At 26.7% G+C, this 20,428-nt stretch carries 24 protein-coding genes; 23 read left to right on the top strand and 1 reads right to left on the bottom strand.

Annotated features, from left to right (window positions below; genetic code table 11):
* Positions 1–5: 5 nt before the first annotated feature.
* The 21 genes from ABGT36_RS11175 (at position 6) to ABGT36_RS11075 (ending at position 16,833) form a co-directional block, all read left to right on the top strand.
* Positions 6–1,124 (top strand): glycosyltransferase family 4 protein, encoded by a 1,119-nt coding sequence (locus ABGT36_RS11175; protein WP_158095238.1) that lies wholly within the window; start codon positions 6–8, stop codon positions 1,122–1,124.
* Positions 1,125–1,192: 68 nt separating this feature from the next.
* Positions 1,193–2,359 (top strand): glycosyltransferase, encoded by a 1,167-nt coding sequence (locus ABGT36_RS11170; RefSeq protein WP_087302970.1) that lies wholly within the window; start codon positions 1,193–1,195, stop codon positions 2,357–2,359.
* A gap of 69 nt (positions 2,360–2,428) precedes the next feature.
* On the top strand, positions 2,429–3,625 hold the full coding sequence (locus ABGT36_RS11165) for a glycosyltransferase (protein ID WP_346678005.1): 1,197 nt from the start codon (positions 2,429–2,431) through the stop codon (positions 3,623–3,625).
* A gap of 535 nt (positions 3,626–4,160) precedes the next feature.
* Positions 4,161–4,943, top strand: a complete 783-nt coding sequence (locus ABGT36_RS11160; protein ID WP_143357592.1) for an O-antigen ligase — start codon at positions 4,161–4,163, stop codon at positions 4,941–4,943.
* A gap of 18 nt (positions 4,944–4,961) precedes the next feature.
* On the top strand, positions 4,962–6,521 hold the full coding sequence (locus ABGT36_RS11155; RefSeq protein WP_346678003.1) for a hypothetical protein: 1,560 nt from the start codon (positions 4,962–4,964) through the stop codon (positions 6,519–6,521).
* On the top strand, positions 6,518–7,663 hold the full coding sequence (locus ABGT36_RS11150; RefSeq protein WP_308698709.1) for an NAD-dependent epimerase/dehydratase family protein: 1,146 nt from the start codon (positions 6,518–6,520) through the stop codon (positions 7,661–7,663). Before ABGT36_RS11155 ends, ABGT36_RS11150 begins: the two co-directional genes overlap by 4 nt.
* 108 nt (positions 7,664–7,771) lie before the next feature.
* The gene (locus ABGT36_RS11145) at positions 7,772–8,110 is read left to right on the top strand and encodes a hypothetical protein (RefSeq protein ID WP_346678001.1); all 339 of its coding nucleotides are present in this window, start codon (positions 7,772–7,774) and stop codon (positions 8,108–8,110) included.
* A 163-nt stretch (positions 8,111–8,273) separates the two neighbouring features.
* On the top strand, positions 8,274–8,585 hold the full coding sequence (locus ABGT36_RS11140; RefSeq protein WP_087302204.1) for a hypothetical protein: 312 nt from the start codon (positions 8,274–8,276) through the stop codon (positions 8,583–8,585).
* Positions 8,569–8,889 (top strand): VapD family protein, encoded by a 321-nt coding sequence (vapD, locus tag ABGT36_RS11135; protein ID WP_087302202.1) that lies wholly within the window; start codon positions 8,569–8,571, stop codon positions 8,887–8,889. The genes ABGT36_RS11140 and vapD overlap by 17 nt, the downstream gene beginning before the upstream one ends.
* A gap of 147 nt (positions 8,890–9,036) precedes the next feature.
* Positions 9,037–9,351, top strand: coding sequence for a hypothetical protein (locus tag ABGT36_RS11130; protein WP_308698711.1), 315 nt, complete (start codon positions 9,037–9,039; stop codon positions 9,349–9,351).
* A 93-nt stretch (positions 9,352–9,444) separates the two neighbouring features.
* The gene (gene wecB / locus ABGT36_RS11125) at positions 9,445–10,626 is read left to right on the top strand and encodes a non-hydrolyzing UDP-N-acetylglucosamine 2-epimerase (protein WP_346677998.1); all 1,182 of its coding nucleotides are present in this window, start codon (positions 9,445–9,447) and stop codon (positions 10,624–10,626) included.
* 118 nt (positions 10,627–10,744) lie between these two features.
* Complete coding sequence (locus tag ABGT36_RS11120; RefSeq protein WP_087302197.1) at positions 10,745–11,074, top strand: hypothetical protein; 330 nt, start codon at positions 10,745–10,747, stop codon at positions 11,072–11,074.
* Positions 11,040–11,354: a hypothetical protein gene (locus ABGT36_RS11115; RefSeq protein WP_346677996.1), complete on the top strand. Its 315-nt coding sequence runs from the start codon at positions 11,040–11,042 to the stop codon at positions 11,352–11,354. The genes ABGT36_RS11120 and ABGT36_RS11115 overlap by 35 nt, the downstream gene beginning before the upstream one ends.
* 60 nt (positions 11,355–11,414) lie before the next feature.
* Entirely contained in the window at positions 11,415–11,576 is a 162-nt protein-coding gene (locus tag ABGT36_RS11110) for a hypothetical protein (protein WP_346677994.1), read from the top strand.
* Positions 11,577–11,587: 11 nt separating this feature from the next.
* Positions 11,588–11,866, top strand: coding sequence for a hypothetical protein (locus ABGT36_RS11105; RefSeq protein ID WP_346677992.1), 279 nt, complete (start codon positions 11,588–11,590; stop codon positions 11,864–11,866).
* A 24-nt stretch (positions 11,867–11,890) separates the two neighbouring features.
* Complete coding sequence (locus ABGT36_RS11100; RefSeq protein WP_346677990.1) at positions 11,891–12,175, top strand: hypothetical protein; 285 nt, start codon at positions 11,891–11,893, stop codon at positions 12,173–12,175.
* A gap of 332 nt (positions 12,176–12,507) precedes the next feature.
* Positions 12,508–12,834, top strand: coding sequence for a PqqD family protein (locus ABGT36_RS11095; RefSeq protein WP_346677988.1), 327 nt, complete (start codon positions 12,508–12,510; stop codon positions 12,832–12,834).
* On the top strand, positions 12,834–13,901 hold the full coding sequence (locus ABGT36_RS11090; protein ID WP_346677987.1) for a radical SAM protein: 1,068 nt from the start codon (positions 12,834–12,836) through the stop codon (positions 13,899–13,901). The genes ABGT36_RS11095 and ABGT36_RS11090 overlap by 1 nt, the downstream gene beginning before the upstream one ends.
* A gap of 2 nt (positions 13,902–13,903) precedes the next feature.
* Positions 13,904–14,281: a hypothetical protein gene (locus tag ABGT36_RS11085; RefSeq protein ID WP_346677985.1), complete on the top strand. Its 378-nt coding sequence runs from the start codon at positions 13,904–13,906 to the stop codon at positions 14,279–14,281.
* Between the two features lie 16 nt (positions 14,282–14,297).
* Positions 14,298–15,083, top strand: a complete 786-nt coding sequence (locus ABGT36_RS11080) for a hypothetical protein (protein WP_346677983.1) — start codon at positions 14,298–14,300, stop codon at positions 15,081–15,083.
* The gene (locus ABGT36_RS11075; protein WP_346677981.1) at positions 15,070–16,833 is read left to right on the top strand and encodes an ABC transporter ATP-binding protein; all 1,764 of its coding nucleotides are present in this window, start codon (positions 15,070–15,072) and stop codon (positions 16,831–16,833) included. Before ABGT36_RS11080 ends, ABGT36_RS11075 begins: the two co-directional genes overlap by 14 nt.
* A 27-nt stretch (positions 16,834–16,860) precedes the next feature.
* On the opposite strand, the gene ABGT36_RS11070 is transcribed toward ABGT36_RS11075, so the two are convergent.
* Complete coding sequence (locus tag ABGT36_RS11070; protein WP_346677979.1) at positions 16,861–18,063, bottom strand: nucleotidyltransferase family protein; 1,203 nt, start codon at positions 18,061–18,063, stop codon at positions 16,861–16,863.
* 128 nt (positions 18,064–18,191) lie between these two features.
* Between ABGT36_RS11070 and ABGT36_RS11065 the strand changes: the two genes are divergently transcribed.
* On the top strand, positions 18,192–19,010 hold the full coding sequence (locus ABGT36_RS11065) for an immunoglobulin-like domain-containing protein (RefSeq protein WP_346677977.1): 819 nt from the start codon (positions 18,192–18,194) through the stop codon (positions 19,008–19,010).
* Positions 19,011–19,021: 11 nt separating this feature from the next.
* Positions 19,022–20,416, top strand: a complete 1,395-nt coding sequence (locus ABGT36_RS11060; protein WP_346677975.1) for a polysaccharide biosynthesis tyrosine autokinase — start codon at positions 19,022–19,024, stop codon at positions 20,414–20,416.
* The last annotated feature ends 12 nt before the right edge of the window (positions 20,417–20,428 follow it).

Genomic DNA, 20,428 nt, shown 5'->3' with positions numbered 1-20,428 from the left:
TGACTATGAAAGTATTATATATTACTAATTTAGCGTCACCATATCGTGTTAATTTTTTTAATGAATTGAATAGATATTGTGATTTAACAGTATTATTTGAAAGAAAAAAGGCAGATGACAGAAATGACGAATGGTATAACAATGAATTTAATTTTAATGGTATTTTTCTTAAATCTAAGAGTATAGGTAATGAAGCATCTGCATCTTTTGACATCATAAAATATTTGAGAAAAGATTTTGATATTATTATTTTGGGAGGATATAGTTCTTTAACTGCAATGATTGCTAGCGTTTATATGAGAATGCATAATATACCATACATATTAAATGCTGATGGTGGATTTATTAATTATGATGAAAAAAAATTAAAAAAAATTGTTAAAACATTTTTTATTTCTTCAGCAAAATACTGGTTAAGTTCAGGAAATGAAACTAATAAATATCTTGTTTACTATGGTGCAGAAAAAGAAAGAATATATAAATATCCATTTACTTCTATTTATAAAAATGAAATATTAAATCAGCCCATTTCATATATAGAAAAAGAAAAAAATAAAATTAAAAATAAAGTAAAAGAAGAAAAAGTGATTTTATCAATTGGTCAATTCATTTATAGAAAAGGCTTTGATTGGATGATTGAAGCGTATAAGGATTTAGATAAATCTATTGGAATATATATTATTGGTGGCAAACCAACAAATGAATATCTAAAATTAAAAGAAAAATATAAAATGAATAATTTATATTTTGTAGATTTTCAAGATAAAGAATCGATATTAAGTTGGTATAGAAGCGCTGATCTTTTTGTTTTACCTACAAGGGAAGATATTTGGGGATTAGTTATTAATGAAGCTATGTCACAAGGATTACCGGTGATAACAACAAATAAATGTATTGCAGGATTAGAATTAATAGAGAACGGGAAAAATGGTTATATAATTGATATTGAAAGTGAAGAAATATTGCTAGAAAAAACGAATTTATTTTTTTCTTTATCGAATAAAAAAAGAAAGATTATTATGGAAAATTGCTTAAATAAAATCAATAAATATACATTAGAAAATATGAGTGCGATACATGCTGATTTTTTTAAAAAGATAGAAGATAACGAAACATATGAATAATGTCAATAGAATAGTAGTTTTGGTGTAAATAATCATTTTATGCATAAAAAAGAAAGGAAGTGATTATTTTGAGAATAATCTATGCATCATGTCTTATTTCAAAACAAAAAAACAAGGATCTATTTAAAAATAATACATATGCAGGGTTTCAAGTTCAAAAGTTCCATCAATTATTATGTAATGGTTTTGCATTTAATAAATGTGATATCCAAATTTTAAGTGCATTGCCTGTTACAAGAAAAAATTGTAATAAAATGTTTATAAAAAAGAGCTATGAAAAAGAAGGTTCAATCTTTTATAACTATTTAACGGTTATAAATTTACCTATCTTAAAAAATATTTTTATAATTTTAACTGCAATGATTGAAATGTTCAAATTAGCAAAATGCAAAGATAATGTATTTTTAATAGCAGACTGTTTGAATCAATCAGTTTCATTAGGCGCAGTAATTGCATCTAAAATTCTAAGAATTAAATCTATTGGTATAATTACAGATTTACCAGATTTTTTATCTGATAAAGGAAAAAATAGATTTAATAATATGATAATTACGATGTTTGATAATTATGTGTTGCTCACTGATGAAATGAATAATTATATTGTGAATAATATTACACATAAAAATAAGCCATATATTGTAATAGAAGGTAGTGTTGATTATACAATTCTTGGTGAAACTGAATATAAAAAATATGAAAAAAAAGTTTGTATGTATACTGGAACGTTAGCAAAAATATATGGGATTGAGTATTTAGTAAAAGGTTTTATCAAAGCTAAGGTATTGAACTCAGAATTACATATATATGGGGATGGAGATTTTAAAAACGAATTAATAGATTTATGCCAGAAAAATTCTAATATTAAGTATTTTGGAACCAAACCTAATGAATATATAGTTAAAGAGCAAAAAAAAGCTACATTACTTATTAATCCTAGACCATCAAACGAGGAATTTACAAAGTATTCTTTTCCATCTAAGAATTTAGAATATATGGCATCAGGTACTCCTCTATTAGCAACTGATTTACCAGGAATACCAGATGAATATAAAAAGTATGAATATATAATAGAAAATGAAAATGTCGACGGAATAGCTAATATGTTTAGATATGTTTTAAATTTAACAGATAAAGAATTAAGAAAAAAGGGTAAAATGGCGCAGAAATTTGTTTTAAATACTAAAAATAATGTTATACAAACAAAAAAAATTATGGAATGGTTAAGTAATTTATGAAAATAAAAAAGTTATTAATAATAACTAAAGTATACAAAAAATTTAAAATAAATATGGGTGAATTGATTAATGAAGAAAAAGATTTTATTTGCATATTATTCAATGATAATTGGAGGGAGTACAACAAGCTTACTCTCGCTAATAAATGCAATTGATAGAAGTAAATATGACGTTTATTTGATTTTATATAGAAATAATGGAGAATTATTTAATTATATTCCTGAAAATGTAACTTTATTAGAACCAGCTGCTTCAAAAAAAAATTTAGTTAATGATATAAAGAAAATATTATTAGCAATATTTAAAGGTTATTTATTTAAAGGATTAAGCTACCAAATAAAGAATAAAAAAAATAAATTTCCAAGCACTCTATTTAGTGAGATTCAAGCGAAATACTTTTCTCGAAAGATAAATCAAAAATTTGACATTGCAATAGGTGGGATGGAAGGATGGTCTGATAAATATATAGCATATAGAATTGATGCCGATATAAAAATGTGTTGGTTGCATTCTTTATATAGCAAAATAACTGATACACCATTTTTAGAAATAGATTGGATAGAAAAAATAGATTATATTGTAACAATTTCAGAAGCATGTAAAATTGATTTTTGTAAATTACATCCTGATTTTTCTTATAAAGCAGTTGTAATAAAAAATATTTTAGACAAAGAATTAGTTTTAAAAAGAGCGTGTGAAGATACTGATGATAAATATATAGAAAAAATTAAATCATTTAGTGGATTAAAGATTATAACTGTTGCACGCTTTGATCCTGTAAAAGCATTACATAGAGTTGTATTATCCGCAAAAGAACTAAAAAATAACAATATTGATTTTTTATGGACTATTATAGGTGATGGTATAGAAAAAGAAAAGTTATTAACATTAGTAGAAAAAAATAATTTATCGGATAAAGTGATTTTTCTGGGAATGAAAAAAAATCCTTATCCATTTATAAAATATAGCGATTTATTTTGTTTAACATCTTACTATGAAGGAACACCTGTAACTGTTGTTGAAAGTCAAATGTTAGGTGTTATTCCTATAGTAACTGAATATCCTTCAGCTTTTGATCAAATTAAAAATGGTAAAACAGGGTTTGTTGTTCAAAATACAGATATGGCAGTTGCAGAAAAAATACAAGCTATTTATGAAAAAAATAATCTAATAAAAGAAATAAAAATAAACTTAAATAAATATGATTTTTCTAAGAATATGGAGTTAAATGATTTTTATAAGTATATAGAAAAAATAAAAAGTTAAGGAGATGATGAAAATAGCACAATTAAATTTGAAAAAATTATCATTATTAAAAATAAATTATAAAAGAATATTATTAAGTATGATATATTTTATATCAGCATTTACAGGATTAATTTCAATGAACATAGTAGCGGGAATTATTTTTGTGATAATGATTATTCTTTTTTTTAGTGAAGAATTTTATTTGATTTTTCCTATTGTATTATTTTATCATTCAATTTTTGTTATACCTATAATAAATTTATCATTATTTTCGACATATTTAGTATTATGCCTATTAAAAATAATGACATCTAGCAAAATAAGTTCATCAAAAAAAAATATTACAATCTTAATCATAATTATGCTTTATATTACTTTAGCATATAGTTCATATGATTTAAAAAATGCAATAATTCTTATAATTAATTTTATTGCTGTTTTTTGTTATGTGTCAAAATTTTTAAATAATAAAAAGAATGTTGTTATATTTTTTAAGTACTATGTATTTGCTTGCATTGCTTCTTTTATAACTGGAATTTTTACAGGAAATGTTATGAGATATAATGAATTAATTGATGCGAGTGAACAATTTTTGACCCTAACTAGGTGGATGGGAACGTTTAATGATCCGAATTATATGGGCTTTTTCTTTTCAATTGGATTTTTTGCGGTAGTAACATTAGAAATATTTACAAAAAGAAATAAAATTATATTAGCGATTACTTTATTAATAATGATTGTTTCGACTATGAGTACAACTGCAATTTTAGGAATAATATTAATTTTCTTTGTTTATATTTTATTGAGATATAAGATTAGTTTAAAAACTATTGTACTTTTTTTGACCTCAATAAGTTTGGCTGTTTTTATTTTTAATTATGGCTTGAATAATCCCAATGCTACTATTTTAAATACATTTTCACAAAGAATAAATCAAAAATTTATTGCTTTGGAAACAAATGATATTAAAACAGCTACTACAAATAGAACAGATTTGGCTAGAAATCATTTAGAGTATTTTTTTTCTCAAAATATGAGTAAACAATTATTTGGCGGAAATGTCATTAATGCTGTTGCCATAGAAAAAAATAATCAGTTAAATGAAAACTTAGCCCATAATGAATATGTCGATTTATTACTTAATATTGGAATCGTTGGTACAGTAATCGTTGTTGGAATATGGTTAAGTAAATTAAAGAGGGATCTTAGTATCTATTTTAAGTACAATGACTCGTTAAGTTTATCAATGTTTATTATTAGAATGGTATTTTTATACTATTGCTTTGGACTAACAATTTTTATGGATATCAGATTTTTTTTATTTTATTTGATTTAATAAAATGAGGTGATGTTTTTGAAAGAAAGTAGAACGGAAAATAGCATAAAAAATGTGAAAATATCAACAGTTATATATATTTTTTCAATTTTATTACAATTTATCAATAGAACATTCTTTCTTAAATTTCTAAGTATTAATTATTTGGGAATAAATGGGCTTTTTTCAAACGTCTTGTCATTGCTTAATTTAACGGAATTGGGAATAGGTTCAGCGATGGCCTTTGCTCTATATGAACCTTGTTCATGTGAAAATCAAAAACTTATAAAGCAAATTATGTACTTATATAAAAAAGTATACATTGTATTGGGGATTATTATTTTAATTGTTGGTATAATAATCACTCCTTTTTTAGATTTTTTTATTGAGACTCCGCCTCAGAATATCGGTAATTATCATCTGTACTATGTATTATATGTTATAAATATTAGTATTTCATATTTTTATACATATAAAAGAAGCCTGATTATTTGTTATCAAAAGCAATATATAAGCAGTATAACAACATTTTTAAAAAATTTATTTATATGTATTTTTCAAATAATAACACTTTATTTAACAAGAAGTTATGTAGTATATTTGATAGTCCAAATCATTTTCACTTTTTTAGAAAATATTTTTATTTCTAGAATTGCAGATAAAATGTATCCATTTTTAGAGGAGAAAACAACTTTTCCTCCTAAAAGTATTATTAATAACATTAAAAAAAATGTGTTAGCAATGTCTTTTCATAAAATAGGATCTGTTATTGTTACTGGCACAGATAATCTAATAATTACAAAATTTGTTTCATTGAGTGCTACTGGTATATATTCAAATTATTTAATTATCATTTCATCTATAAATTCATTTTTAACACAGATATTTTCTTCGATTACAGCTAGTGTAGGTAACTTGATTTCTGAAAAAGATGAAAATAAAATTTATAGTGTTTTTAAAAATATATTATTTTTAAATTTTTTATTGTACTTAATTACATCTGGTGGAATGTTTATTATTTTCAATGATTTTATTACTATATGGTTAGGAGAACAGTATACGTTTTCTTTATACATAGTATTTTTTATTTGTTTAAATTTTTTTTCAGCTGGAATGAGAAAAACTATTTTAACTTTTAAAGATGCGTCGGGTTTATTCTGGAATGATAGATATAAGCCTATTGCAGAAGGTATTGGTAATATAGTATTGTCAATCCCCCTTACAATATACTTGGGAATTAGTGGTACATTTATAGGCACGATAATTACGAATATATTTATTGCTTCTATTATAGAAGGATATGTTTTATATAAATATTTATTTAAAAAAGATATAAAAAAATACTTTTTTGATATATTTAAATATTATGTGGTATATTTTATTTATTTTCTGATATTAATTATTTTTAATAATATTATAAGCTTTAATGCATTATTAAATATATTTTTAAAAGGTATTTGCTGTATTTTGAGTTTTGTCCTAATTATATTGTTTTTTGTTAGAACAGAAGAATATAAATATTCAAAAAATTTATTTAAAGAAAAAATATTAAAAAAAGCTATAAGGTTCGTTAATTTATATAAAGGAGTGTGTAAATGAAAATATTAGTAACTGGTGCTAATGGATTTGTAGGTAAAAATCTTGTTAGTACATTAAAAAATATCAAAGATGGTAAAGACCAGACTAGAAATATTAATATTCAGGATATATATACTTATGATATTGAAAATACAATTGATGATTTGAAAGAATATGCAAAAGATTGTGATTTTGTTTTTCATCTTGCAGGTGTCAATCGTCCTAAAAATATTGAAGAATTTTATGAAGGAAATACTAATTTTACAGAATTATTATGTGCTTCATTAGAAGCTTATAATAATAAGTGTCCAATTTTAATCAGTTCATCTATTCAGGCAAAGAAAAGCAATGATTATGGAAAAAGTAAAAAAGAAGGGGAACAGATTTTAATCAAACATGCAATGAATAATGATTCAAAGATCTATATCTATAGACTAGCAAATCTGTTTGGAAAATGGTGCAAGCCTAATTATAATAGTGTAGTTGCAACATGGTGTTACAATATTGCACATGATAAAGATATTCAAATTAATAATCCTAATGCAAAAATAGAATTATGCTATATTGATGATGTAATAGATGAGTTTTTAAATGCGTTGGAAGGTCATCCAACTATTAGTATTGGAGAATATAATGAAGTTCATCCTACTCATGAAATTACTTTGGAAGAGCTATCAAAAATGATTTATTCATTTAAAAAATCAAGAGGAAATTTGATTGTTCCAAATTTAAAAGAAGATAGTTTAGAAAAAAAACTATATAGTACATATTTAAGTTATTTACCAAAAAAACAATTTTCATATCCTTTGAAAATGAATATAGATGAAAGAGGCTCATTTACAGAGTTTATAAAGACATTAGAATATGGACAAGTAAGTGTTAATATTTCTAAACCAGGAATAATTAAAGGACAGCACTGGCACCATAGTAAAAATGAAAAATTTTTGGTTGTAAGTGGTGAAGGATTAATACAATTTAGAAATATATATAGTGATGAAATTATAGAATATCATGTAAGTGGTGATAAATTAGAAGTAGTTGATATTCCTACAGGGTATACTCACAATATTATCAATATTGGTAAAACGGATATGGTAACAATAATGTGGGCAAATGAACAGTTTGATCCTACTCATCCTGATACTTATTATGAAAAAGTTTAATTTTTTAAAGAAATTTATGATTTTATCTCGTATATAATAGTGAGGGGTATTATACTATTGATAATATGATAGCTGATAAAATACTTACTATTATAGGAGCGTGATAAAATGATTATGGAAATATATTTAAATGAAAGTAAAGCAAAAGATAATAACATTGATATAAATTCATGTTATGAAAAAATTGATAATTATTTTTTATCTAGAGGAGTTATCAAGGTTGCTAAAGGTATCTATAAAGGTGTAAAAAAAGATTTTACATCATTTGCAATAGCTCAAGGACAATTGCCTAATACTAACTGGTTTTTAAAAATTATAGATGAATGGTATATTAGTTATTTTGGTGATGAACCAGATAGTCCAGAATACCGTCAAGATGCATTGGAATCATATTATCGTATTAAAAAACAACATAACAGTTATATTAGGAACCAGAAAAGCTCTTAATTTTGCTATAAGTAATAGCTGTTTGAAAATTATATTTACTTAAATAATGAATAATTTAAAGTAATTTCATTCTTTTAAAATGTATATAGTAATAGAAGGATAATTTAGATTGTATCATGTAATTAATTCTAGTAAGATATATTTTGGAAGGTGTGATTAAATTATGATGATGGAAATTTATTTAAGTAAAGATAAAGCAACAATGAATAATTATAATATTGATGAATGTTATAGTAAAATTGATAAGTATTTTTTAAGCCATGGTGTTAAAAAGATTTCTAAAGGAGTCTATCAAGGGAATAATAAAGATTTTTCTGTTTTTGCTTGTGCACAATCAGCACTTCCTAGGATAGACTGGTTTTTAAAAATAGTTGATCAATGGTACTGTCGTTACGAAGGTGATACAATTGAATTTAGAGAAGATGCATTAGAATCATATTATCGGATTAAGGCAAGATATGCAGACTTCAATTAGTAGAAAGGCTATTAATTTTGATTTAAGTGAAAATCTTCTAAAAAAATATTATCCTTCAAAAAATTATCGAAATAGTTGGAGAGAAATAAAAAAATTTTTAGAAAAAAGTGATTTTATTCATCGTCAGTATTCTGGATATGTATCTAGAAAATGCATACCAATGGCAGATGTATTGAATATAATTACAGAAATGGCTATTAAATTAAAATGGTTGAAATTGTGTGTAATTGAATTTGATGTAACGATAGTCGGAAATAATTATAGTTTAATTTCACATATATACAATGCAAATTTTGATATTTAAACAAATGTGAGCCGATAGATTTTAATATTGGTGAAACCAATAATTTAGAACAAATTATATAAGAATATATCTAATAATAGATGAATAATTTAGATTGTATTATTAATTAATTTTAATGATATATATTTTGAAAGGTGTAATCAAACTATGATGATGGAAATGGAATTGAGTGTACAAAAAGCAAAGGAAAATAATATTGATATTGAAGAATGTTATAAAAAAGTAGATGATTTTTTTAAAAAGCATGGTGTAAAGAAGATAGGAAAAGGAATATATAAAGGGAATAAAAAAGATTTTGATACATTCATGAAAGCACAGTGGGATTTACCAACGACAGCATGGTTTTTAAAGATAGTAGATAACTGGTATTTTCGGTATGAAGGTGATACAATCGAATATCGTGAAGATGCATTAAAATCGTATTACGAAGTAGAAGCTAGATATGCTGATTTTGTATGGTAAGAAAGCTTGATGAATTTTTGAAATAGATAAAATAATTAATAAAATGGGTTACAGTTAGCTCATTTTTTATTTTGGTAAAATGGAGAAATGAAAATGGATATAAATACAGATTATTCAAATATTAAATGGCAAGAAAATGGAAAGTTAAAACTATTAATTATTGTTGGTACTAGACCAGAAATTATTAGATTAGCTGCTGTAATTAGTAAATGTAGAAAGTATTTTGACTGTATATTAGCGCATACCGGTCAAAATTATGACTATAATTTAAATGGTATTTTTTTTCATGATTTAAAATTAAAAGATCCTGATGTCTATATGAATGCAGTTGGTGATGATTTGGGCGAAACAGTAGGTAATATTATTAACTGTTCTTATAAACTGATGAATCAAATCAAACCGGACGCTTTATTGATTTTAGGTGATACTAATAGTTGTTTAAGTGCAATTAGTGCTAAAAGATTACATGTTCCTATCTTCCATATGGAAGCAGGTAACAGATGTAAAGATGAATGCCTACCTGAAGAAACAAATCGAAGAATTGTTGATATTATTAGCGATGTCAATCTGGCATATAGTGAACATGCCAGAAAATATCTTCATGAATGTGGTCTGCCTAAAGAAAGAGTATATGTAACTGGTTCACCAATGGCAGAAGTATTACATAATAATTTAGAACAAATTAAAGAATCAGATATATTAGAAAAACTAAATCTAAAAGAAAAAGGATATATTTTATTAAGTGCTCATCGAGAAGAAAATATTGATACGGAGAAGAACTTTTTATCACTATTTAATGCGATAAATAAACTGGCAGAGAAATATGATATGCCAATATTATATTCATGTCATCCAAGAAGCAAGAAAAGGCTTGAAGAATCAGGGTTTAAACTAGATTCTAGAGTAATACAGCATGAACCACTAGGATTTCATGACTATAATAATTTACAGATGAATGCATTTGCAGTAGTAAGTGATAGTGGAACATTACCAGAAGAGAGTTCGTATTTTACAAGTATCAATAGATCATTTCCAGCAGTATGTATAAGAACAAGTACAGAAAGACCGGAAGCATTGGATAAAGGATGTTTTATTTTAGCAGGAATAGATGAAAAATCATTATTACAAGCAGTAGAAACAGCAGTAGAAATGAATAAGGACAATGATTTAGGAATACCGGTACCAGATTATGTAGAAGAAAATGTAAGTACAAAAGTAGTGAAACTAATTCAATCATATACTGGAGTAGTCAATAAAATGGTTTGGAGAAAGTAAAAAAACAATTTTTAAAAAGAAAATTCACATTTTTAAATGTATATAATATAGAAGGATAATTTAGATTGTATCATGTAATTAATTCTAGTATTATATATTCGAAGGGTGTGATTAATTTATGATGATGGAAATTTATTTAAGTATAGAAAAAGCTAAACATTACAATATTGATATCGATAAATGCTATGATAAAATTGATAAATATTTTATTGAAAATGGTGTCAAAAAAATATCTACTGGTATTTATAAAGGAAATGATAAAGATTTTGACACTATTATGGGTGCTCAATGGAATTTGCCTAAGACAAGCTGGTTTTTAAAAATAATCGATCAGTGGTATTGTCGCTATGAAGGAGATACAATCGAATATCGAGAAGATGCTTTAGAATCATATTATAAGATTAAAGTTAGAAATGAAAAGTTTTTTAAAAACAAGAAAAGCTATTAATTTTGATTTAAGTGAAAATCTTCTAAAAAAATATTATCCTTCAATTCATTATAGGAATGCATGGAGAGATATTAAAATATACCTAGAATCTAATGATTTTAGACATCGGCAATATTCAGGATATGTTTCCAAAGGGTATATGTCAATGTCAGATGGAGGAAATATTATAATTGGTATGGCTGAATATTATTCATGGCTTGGTTTATGTGTACAACAATTAGATGTTACAATAGTAGGTAATGAATATAGTTTTGTTTCTAGAATAAAAATTAATAATTGATAAAAATGAGTATAAAAGCTCATTTTTATTATAGAAAAGTAAGTGGGAAGGGAAAATAAAATGGATAAAGAAAATAATGTTTATAAAGATAGTAATATAGAAATTAAAGAGAATATTTTAAAGTTTAGTAATCATGTAATTCAATTATCAAATGTATCAAGTGTTTCTATTTCACCGATGGAAAAAGAAAAATTCCAAGTGAATTATATATTGGAGCAATAGCAGGATTAATTTTGCTAATTTATATTCCTGTTTTAGGAATAATAGTAGCTGGTATTGCTATTTTTGTTATATTAAAAATTATTTCTGATAATAACGCATTAGGTTATTATTTAAAAATAAGTGTAAATTCTGGAGAAAATTATTATTTTAATGCTTCTGAAAGAAGTTTTTTAAGTGATATCGTAAATGTTATGGAAAATTGTTTTAATAGTACTAATCCACATATAACTATTGATATGAAAAACAGTAATATTCAATATGGAGACGGAAACGTATTTCAGTCTAAGTAATAAATTGTCTAAGGAGTAGTTAGCATGACATTTAATTTTAATATGAATAATAGTAATTTTCAACATGGCAATAACAATACCTTTATTAATTCAAACAATTCAAATAAAATAAATTGGAAAAACATAAAACATGATTATTTAAAAATAAAAGAAATAGAAAAAGCACCTGAATTAGTTGAAGCAATAAAACAACAATCAGTTTTATCTTTTAAAGAAAAGATTAAAGAACATATTACTAATTATGGAATCAATGTTTTAAGTAATTTGTCTACTACAGCAATTTTAGAAATACTCAGTATGTTTTTGTAATATTATTAAAATTTATTGAATTTGACAAAGTAAATTGATTACTTTAAAATAAAACTAAGCTTACAAATGACTTTTAAAATTAATCGTTGCTACGTCACGTTGATTTTAAATTTCTGTTATCATAGTACCAGTTCGTATATTATACGAACTGGTACGCTATACTCAAAATTGGACATGGTATGAAAATACCCTGTTTTTATTTTGTCTTTTAACAGTTTTTGTAAGTTTATTACAAGAGCTACCTAGTAGTTCTTTTTTTATTTTGGGGGAGGGGATGCAAGAAACAATTATTTAAATACATTGATAAATAACATTATAAAGGGGTGATCGTAATGAAATTAAAAGATGATTTAGTCTTACGAAAAGTTGCAGATCAATATGTTATTGTACCAGTAGGTAAAAGAGTTCAAGAGGTAACTTCGATAGTTTATATTTCATCTTCAGCAGCTTATCTTTGGGATTTCATGAAAGATAATGAATTTGAAGTTGATGATTTAGTAAAAATGATTATGGAATATTATGATGGAGTAAGTGAAGAAGTGGCTAGAAAAGATGTTGAATCCTACATTAAATTACTTGCAGATAACTACATTTTAGATGATGGAAAAGCTAGAGGTAAGATTTATGTTGAGATTCCTGAAGGGAAGTTACCTAAATAATGGCATATGAGTTTGAACCAGCATGTCGAAGAATGGAGTGGCTTGATCCTTTCTATAAACAAATATGGGAAAAAGCATATACTGATGCAATACCAATATCAGGAACATTTGAATTAACACCGCGATGTAATTTCAATTGTTCTTTTTGTTATGTTCATTTAAAAGAAAAGGATATTTCAAAATATGGCCAAGAATTAAACGGCAAACAATGGATTGAAATTGCAAAACAAGCAAAAGATGAAGGGACAACATGGTTATGTATTACCGGCGGTGAACCATTGTTGCATCCTGATTTTGAAGAAATTTATACTACATTAGCTAAAATGGGTTTCTTTATTACTTTACAAACAAATGGGTATTTAATAAAGGACAAATATATCAAAATATTTGAAGATTATCCACCACGAGGAATAAAGATTACTTTATATGGTGTAAGTGATGAAACATATAAAAAGGTATGTGGTATTAAAGACGGTTTTACTAAAGTTCATCAAGGTATACAATTATTAAGACAAATGAAAATACCAGTTCAATTGGTCAGTACTATCACTAAACAAAATATTGAAGAACATAAAAAGATGGCTTTTTATGCATTTATCAATCAAATACCATACGCTTCTACTGGAGGTATTCGTAATTCTGTTAGAAAAGAAAACGTAGAATTAGATGAAATTAGAGTAAAAGAAAATATTGAAAAAAGTAAAATTGAAGAAATAAAACATTTCATTAATAACCCTATTAATATTGAACGAAAACCATGTACTTATTGTAAAGATTATCGATTAGGATATTGGATTACTTGGGATGGTAAAATTAGATTTTGTAGTTTTTTGAATGAACCAGATATTTCAATTAAAGAATTAAGTTTTAAAGAAGCGTGGCAACGACTAGTAGAATTTGAAGATCAACTAGATTGGCCACAAGAATGTAAAGAATGTGATTTTTCTAAAGTTTGTTTTAAATGTGCAGCAACACTTGCAACAAACTCAGGAAGTGTTCACAAGATAAATAAAGAATATTGCGAAAAAATAAAAGATTATTATAAAAGAGTGAAAGAGGAGAAATAGATATGGCAAATGGAATGATTTATGTACCAGTAGATGCAAACACTGCAAATGGAATTATGACTATGGATACTTCAAGTGGTAGTCAAGAAAGTGGATATTGGTTATATTGGAATGAAAATGGATATACTGGACAAGGTTGGTATTGGAACGAGTCTAATAACTATGTTAGAACTGGATGGGAAAATTATGTACAAGAGGGTAAGCTTACATGTGGGGGATCGCATTCAACTAATGAAAGCGGATTAATAGAGCATATTTTAGGAGGACATGCCGATAATTTAAATGAAATATTGGGGCCTTGGCCTACAGGAGAAAAAATGCAATTTGTTGGTAAGCATTACAATGAATTTTTAAAAGCAGGATGTCTATTGGAACTTTAATTATAAAGGATAACTAATGGATAGTTATAAAATAAGCAATATTTATTATAGAATAGATAAAAAAATTAGATATTCTCATTGGAATAAATTTCTATCTAATAATAAAAATAATAATGTTCTAATTAAGATATTACCGCAAACTTTTGAAAAATACAATTTAGAAAGTTTGTCGCTTAATGGTGATGAAGTAAGATTATTTCGTTATCATTCGGAAGTGATGCTTGTAAACAATGATTGGAGTAATGTGTGGATAATGGCGCCAGTCAGGGTAAGTGATATTGATACATTTTTAATCCAAATATTTCATACACATGCAGTAAGAAATCATATGATACAAGTTCATAGTTCATTGATCGAATATAAAAATAGCGGCATTATGTTTTTAGGGCCATCAGGTATTGGTAAAACGACTCAGGCAGAGTTATGGCATCAATATTTAGATGCTTTAATTATTAACGGTGATATGGTGTTTATGGAAGATAAGGGTGATGAATTTATTGGCTGGGGAACTCCTTGGCATGGTTCATCGCCTTATTGTGAAAATACTAGTGTACCGGTTAAGGCATTGGTTGTATTGAAACAGGGACAGGAAAATAGGATAAGAAAACTGGAAGGTTTTGAAAAAGTAAGTGAGGTAAGTAATAACATCATTTATCCAATGTGGATTGAAGATGGAATGGATTTATGCTTAGAAACCTTGGATCATTTATTAACGCATGTCCCTGTTTATGAATTAGTTAATAAAGCCGATGAAGATTCAGTATTAATGGTTAAACAGGTGGTGTTTGATGAAAAAAATTAAGCATATTATTAAAAGAATTAAAGAAGGACGTTTAAAAGAGTTATTTGAGCAGTTAGCTTGGATGGCAATTTATGTAAAGAGATATTGGTGGCTAATTGCAATATATACTTTTTTAATGACTTCTGGTTCTTTGCTTAGTTTAGGTTCGACAGTTGTTTCTCGAGATTTGGTCGATGCAGTAACTGCGGGTAACACTCAAATTATTTTTTCAGTTGTTTTTACTTATGTAGGAGTTGGCGTTGGACAAATTTTTATCAATGTAATTAGAACTCGAATTTCTTTGAAAATTCAATTAAAGATTCAAAATGAAATCAGAGAAGATATTTTTAAACAGATAATGCAAACAGATTGGGAAGCATTATCAGAATATCGAACTGGTGATTTATTGTATCGTATTAACGGAGATGCCGGGATGGTGGCAAACAGTATCTTAACGTTTATCCCAACGGTTATCTCCGTTTTTATTAGCTTTTTTAGTGCTTTTTGGATTATGATTCAAAATGACTATATGATGGCAGTCATTGCTTTAATGGGAGCACCGATTTCTTTGATTACTTCTAGATATACAATGGCTAAAATGCGTGAGTATACAAAAAGAAATCAAGATTTTTCAAGTAATAAGATGGCTTTTGATCAGGAAACTTTTCAAAATCTTCAAATGATAAAAGCATTTGGATTAGTGCCTAGATTCATTGATAATTTTCATGAAGTAACTCAAGAATCAATGAAAATATCGTTAGATCAAAATAAGTTTCAATCTTTAACAACTATTATTACTTCATTAGTTGGCCAGGTTATCGGATATGCTTGCTATGGTTATGCCTTATTTCGTTTATGGCAAGGAGAAATCAGTTATGGAACAATGACAATGTTTGTTGGGATGGCTGGTTCGCTTCGAGGATCATTTAGTTCAATCGTTAATTTGGCACCAACACTGATTAGAGCCTGTATTAATGCTCAACGAATTATTGAAATTATAACTTTACCTCGTGAAAGAATTCAGGATGATAAAAAAGCTAAAGATATTTTAAGTGTTGCTGGTAGAAGTGGTGTTGAAATATTAATGGATAATGTCAGTTTTTGGTATCAAGAAGGCCAGCCTGTTTATGAAAATGCTTGTTTTTATGCTAAACCTGGCGAAATTATTGGTTTGCTTGGTCCTTCGGGACAAGGGAAAACTACAACTTTAAATTTATTATTAGGTTTATTTCATATCCGTAAAGGTAAACTTAAAATCGGTAATCCTGGTCATGAAATGATTGATATTTCATCTGCGACACGTTGTTTATTTGGTTATATTCCTCAAGGAAATACTTTATTTAGTGGTACGATTGCTCAAAATATTGCAATGGTAAAACCTGATGCAACTGAAGAAGAAATTATTGAAGTTTTAAAAACAGCCTGTGCTTGGGAATTTGTGGAACAATTAGAAGAAGGAATTCATACTTCAGTAAGAGAATTGGGACGGAGATTTTCTGAAGGGCAAAAACAAAGACTTTCGATTGCAAGAGCATTGTTAGCTGATGCTCCAGTTTTATTATTAGATGAGGCAACAAGTGCTTTAGATATGGCTACAGAAAAGAAAGTATTAAAAAACATTTTAAAAAGAGATCCACTTAGAACTTTAATTGTAGCAGCTCATCGACCTAGTGTCTTTTCAATGTGTCACCGGGTTTATAAAGTCCAGGATGGAAAAATCAAAGAAGCTAATCATGATGAAGTACAAAAGTTTTTAGAGGGTGATGAATAAAAATATGCTGTAACTAACAGCATATTTTTATTTAAATACATCCATATCTTTTAAAATTTTAGTTCGTTTTTTACCTAACGAAAAAGCTTTAAACGGGTTTAATTTACCAGTAATAATTTTTTTAGAAAAATTACAAATTCGTTTTAGTGCAAACCAAGGATATAAAAATGGTTTTTCTTTTAGTTTAGGATAACGAATTGATAATTGTTTAGCTGGTGGAAATAACATTATAAAAATATTTTTAATTAATGATGTATCCTGATTTCTTGATGATACTGTAGTATAAAGAGAACTATATACTTGGTTTACATCATTAGTTCCAAAACAGCCGTTTTCAATTAAATTATCAGTTAGTTCATCGATATTATTGATGACTTGATCATTAGGTATTAGATTAAAACCTAAATATTTTTTACCAATTTGCATAATGGCATCATATAAATTATTAATATGTAGTGATTTTAAGATTGTTTTGATTTGGTTATTATCAATATCCTTTTGATAATGCTGGTAGAAAATTAAAATATCTAATACTTGTCTAATTCCAACTCCAGCACTAATAAAATGTTTATATAAATGAATAATTAAAAATAAATAGTGTTTAGTTGGCTTTAAAGTATAGATTAGCTGGTTTTCAACTTTTATTGATATTGAAGTATCAAAAGCATCTTTAGAATAACTATTCATTTGTTTATGTAACGCATCTAAAGTTCCAAAAGGATTTATATGAACTTCAATTGTTAAAATGTTATTAGTAAAATTAATTGTTTGAACAGTATTTAAAAAATCATCAGTTATTAGCTGCTTGTTTGTACAACGGAAGTTATTATTTGTTAATACCTGAAAACAGTTATTAAAATCTTCAGGTTTAATCCAAATATCTTCATCAGAAGAACAGCGATAATCACTTTGAGGATATAACTGCCGACAGACTAAGCCTTTAATAACTAAAGGTTTTAAATTGGCAGCTAATAGTTTTTGATAAATATTTAAAAACTGCTCTGTTCTTTGCTGTTGCATGACAATTTGATTAATTGCAGTTTCCATGAATTTATTTGATGATGGATTGAAATCATCGTTTTTTCTTAGTACCTCATAAATAATTGGTACTAAATTATGCTTAAAAGCTAAATCATAGAGTGCACCTAAATCAGTAGGAATATCTACAACAGTTTGATTTTGAAAATAGGCGCACAATAAGTTAAGAAAAACCTGATTAGTGTTTTTCATAGTCGACCATACCTTCTTTCTATTTCTTTGTTAGCTTTAATTATATCAAAATATTAAAGTTAATAAAAGATATTGAAGATAGCGACTATTTTTTATTTTCAAAAATTAAGTCATAAATGGAGGATATGATGAAATTTATACGAATCATAGTAATTATCTTTTTTATTATGGGAATAGGGATTTATGGCTATTCCTCAATTGTCGAAAAAACATCAAGCGATTCTACTTATCCACAAATAACAAGCGATCGTGAAGTTTTAGAAATAACTTGTAATTATAATGATGAAGATTTGTTAACTGGATTAAAAGCTTATGATCAAAAAGATGGTGATATTAGTGATGATATTTTAGTTGGGGGAATCTCAAGATTTGTAACTGCCGGGACTAGTGAAGTTACATATGTGGTCTTTGATTCTAATCATAATTCAACAACCTTTAATCGTAAAGTTGTTTTTAGTGATTATCGTTCACCCCAAATATCATTATCACAGCCTTTAGTATTTACAGCTGGTAATGGCGGCGATGCTTTATCATATATTGGTGCTAACGATTTATTAGATGGAGATGTATCAAATTTAGTTACTTTACAAGAAAGTAATATTAACTATCAGTTAGTTGGTGATTATAGTATTAGTGTTTCTATTACTAATAGTTTTGGTGATTATGTCGATGTAACATTACCGGTTCATGTCATTGAAGAAAATAATCAGTCAATTGATATTGAACTTAGTGAAAATATTGTTTATTTAAATCAAGGAGCTAGTTTTGATCCAGCAAGTTATATTTATCAAGTTCAAGATAGTAATGGTAATGAACTAGCAAAACGAAATGTTCAATATCGATCAAATGTCAATACTAGTGTTCCGGGAGTTTATGAAGTAGAATACAACATTTCTTCTAATGCTGGTCAAGGGACAACATATTTGACGGTAATAGTTAATGAGTAGAGGTGGTAATGATGGAATTTCGAATAAATGATATTGATTTAAGAAGTATTATCGTCGATGTGATAAGAAATTGCTGGATGATAATATTAGTGATGTTGGCCACATATTTTGCAATAGCTGGTGTTTATCGATTGACTTATAGTCCTCAATATACAACAACAGCAACAATGGCTGTAACGGCTCGTGGCAGTCAAAGTGGTACTTATAGCTCATTAACGACAGCAATGAATATGGCTGAGGTTTTTAGTGAGGTTTTTCAAAGTGATACTTTAAAAGAAAAAATAAAAGCTGATTTAGAGGCAGATAATCTTGATTATCAAATTAGTGCTTCAGTTATTTCTGAAACTAACTTGATGACTTTAACGGTAACATCAAATACTCCAAAAATGACCTATCAAATTATGCAATCAGCATTAGATAATTATACAAGTGTATCTGATTACTTATTTTCTAATGCCTCATTACAAATGGTTCAAGATGCTTCTGTACCTATGAGTGCTTCTAATCCCCTTAATTATTCACGGATTCAAAAATTAGGTACTCTAGCTTCTGGAGTAGTAATGATTGGAATAATTGCGTTATTATCGATATTTAGACAAACAGTTAAAAGAAGTAAACAGGCTAAGTATCAATTAGATGGTCGGATAATAACTACTATTCCATATGAACGCAAGTATCATTCATTACAAGAATTAAAGAAAAAACCAAAAAAATCCGTTTTGATTAACTCACCTTTATTAAGCATGCCTTATAGTGAAGCTAATCGAAAATTAGGAGCATTGATTGAAAGACATATGCGTCGAAGAAACCAGCAAGTATTATTAGTTACTAGTGTTGCTGAAAATGAAGGAAAGTCTTCGATTGCTGGTAATATTGCTTTATCAATGGTTGATCGAGGTAAAAAAGTAGTAATTATCGATTGTGATTTTAGAAAACCAGCATTATATAAAGTTTTTGAATTAAAAGAACTTAAAAACGGCTTATCTGATTATCTTGACGGTAATTGTAAATATGAAGATATTATTACATATCAAAATAATCTAGCTATTATTAGCCAAAAAGATTCTAAAAAAAATTCTAGTAATTACTTTTTAACAGCCCAATTTACTCAGTTTATTAAAAAATGTCGTTCAAATTTTGATTATATAATCATTGATACACCACCAATGGGAGCATGTGTGGATGTTGAAGCAATTATTAATCATAGTGATTCTTCAGTAATGGTTGTTCGTGAAGATTGGAGTGAAATAGGAGCTATTAATGATCTTTGTGATGTTTTAAAACAAAATGATCAAGATTTTATCGGTTTTATTTTAAATGCATTTCACCGCAGTATTTTTAGTAATGATAGTTATAGTCATTATGGCGATTATCAAAGACGGACAACTAGTAATTTGCATAAGTAGGGAGGCAGGATA

This window comes from Erysipelatoclostridium sp. An173, assembly GCF_963931465.1.
Classification (GTDB): Bacteria; Bacillota_I; Bacilli_A; order Erysipelotrichales; family Coprobacillaceae; genus Thomasclavelia; species Thomasclavelia merdavium.
The sequence above is the reverse complement of the archived record's forward strand: the minus strand, read 5'-3'. Positions and strand labels throughout refer to the sequence as shown.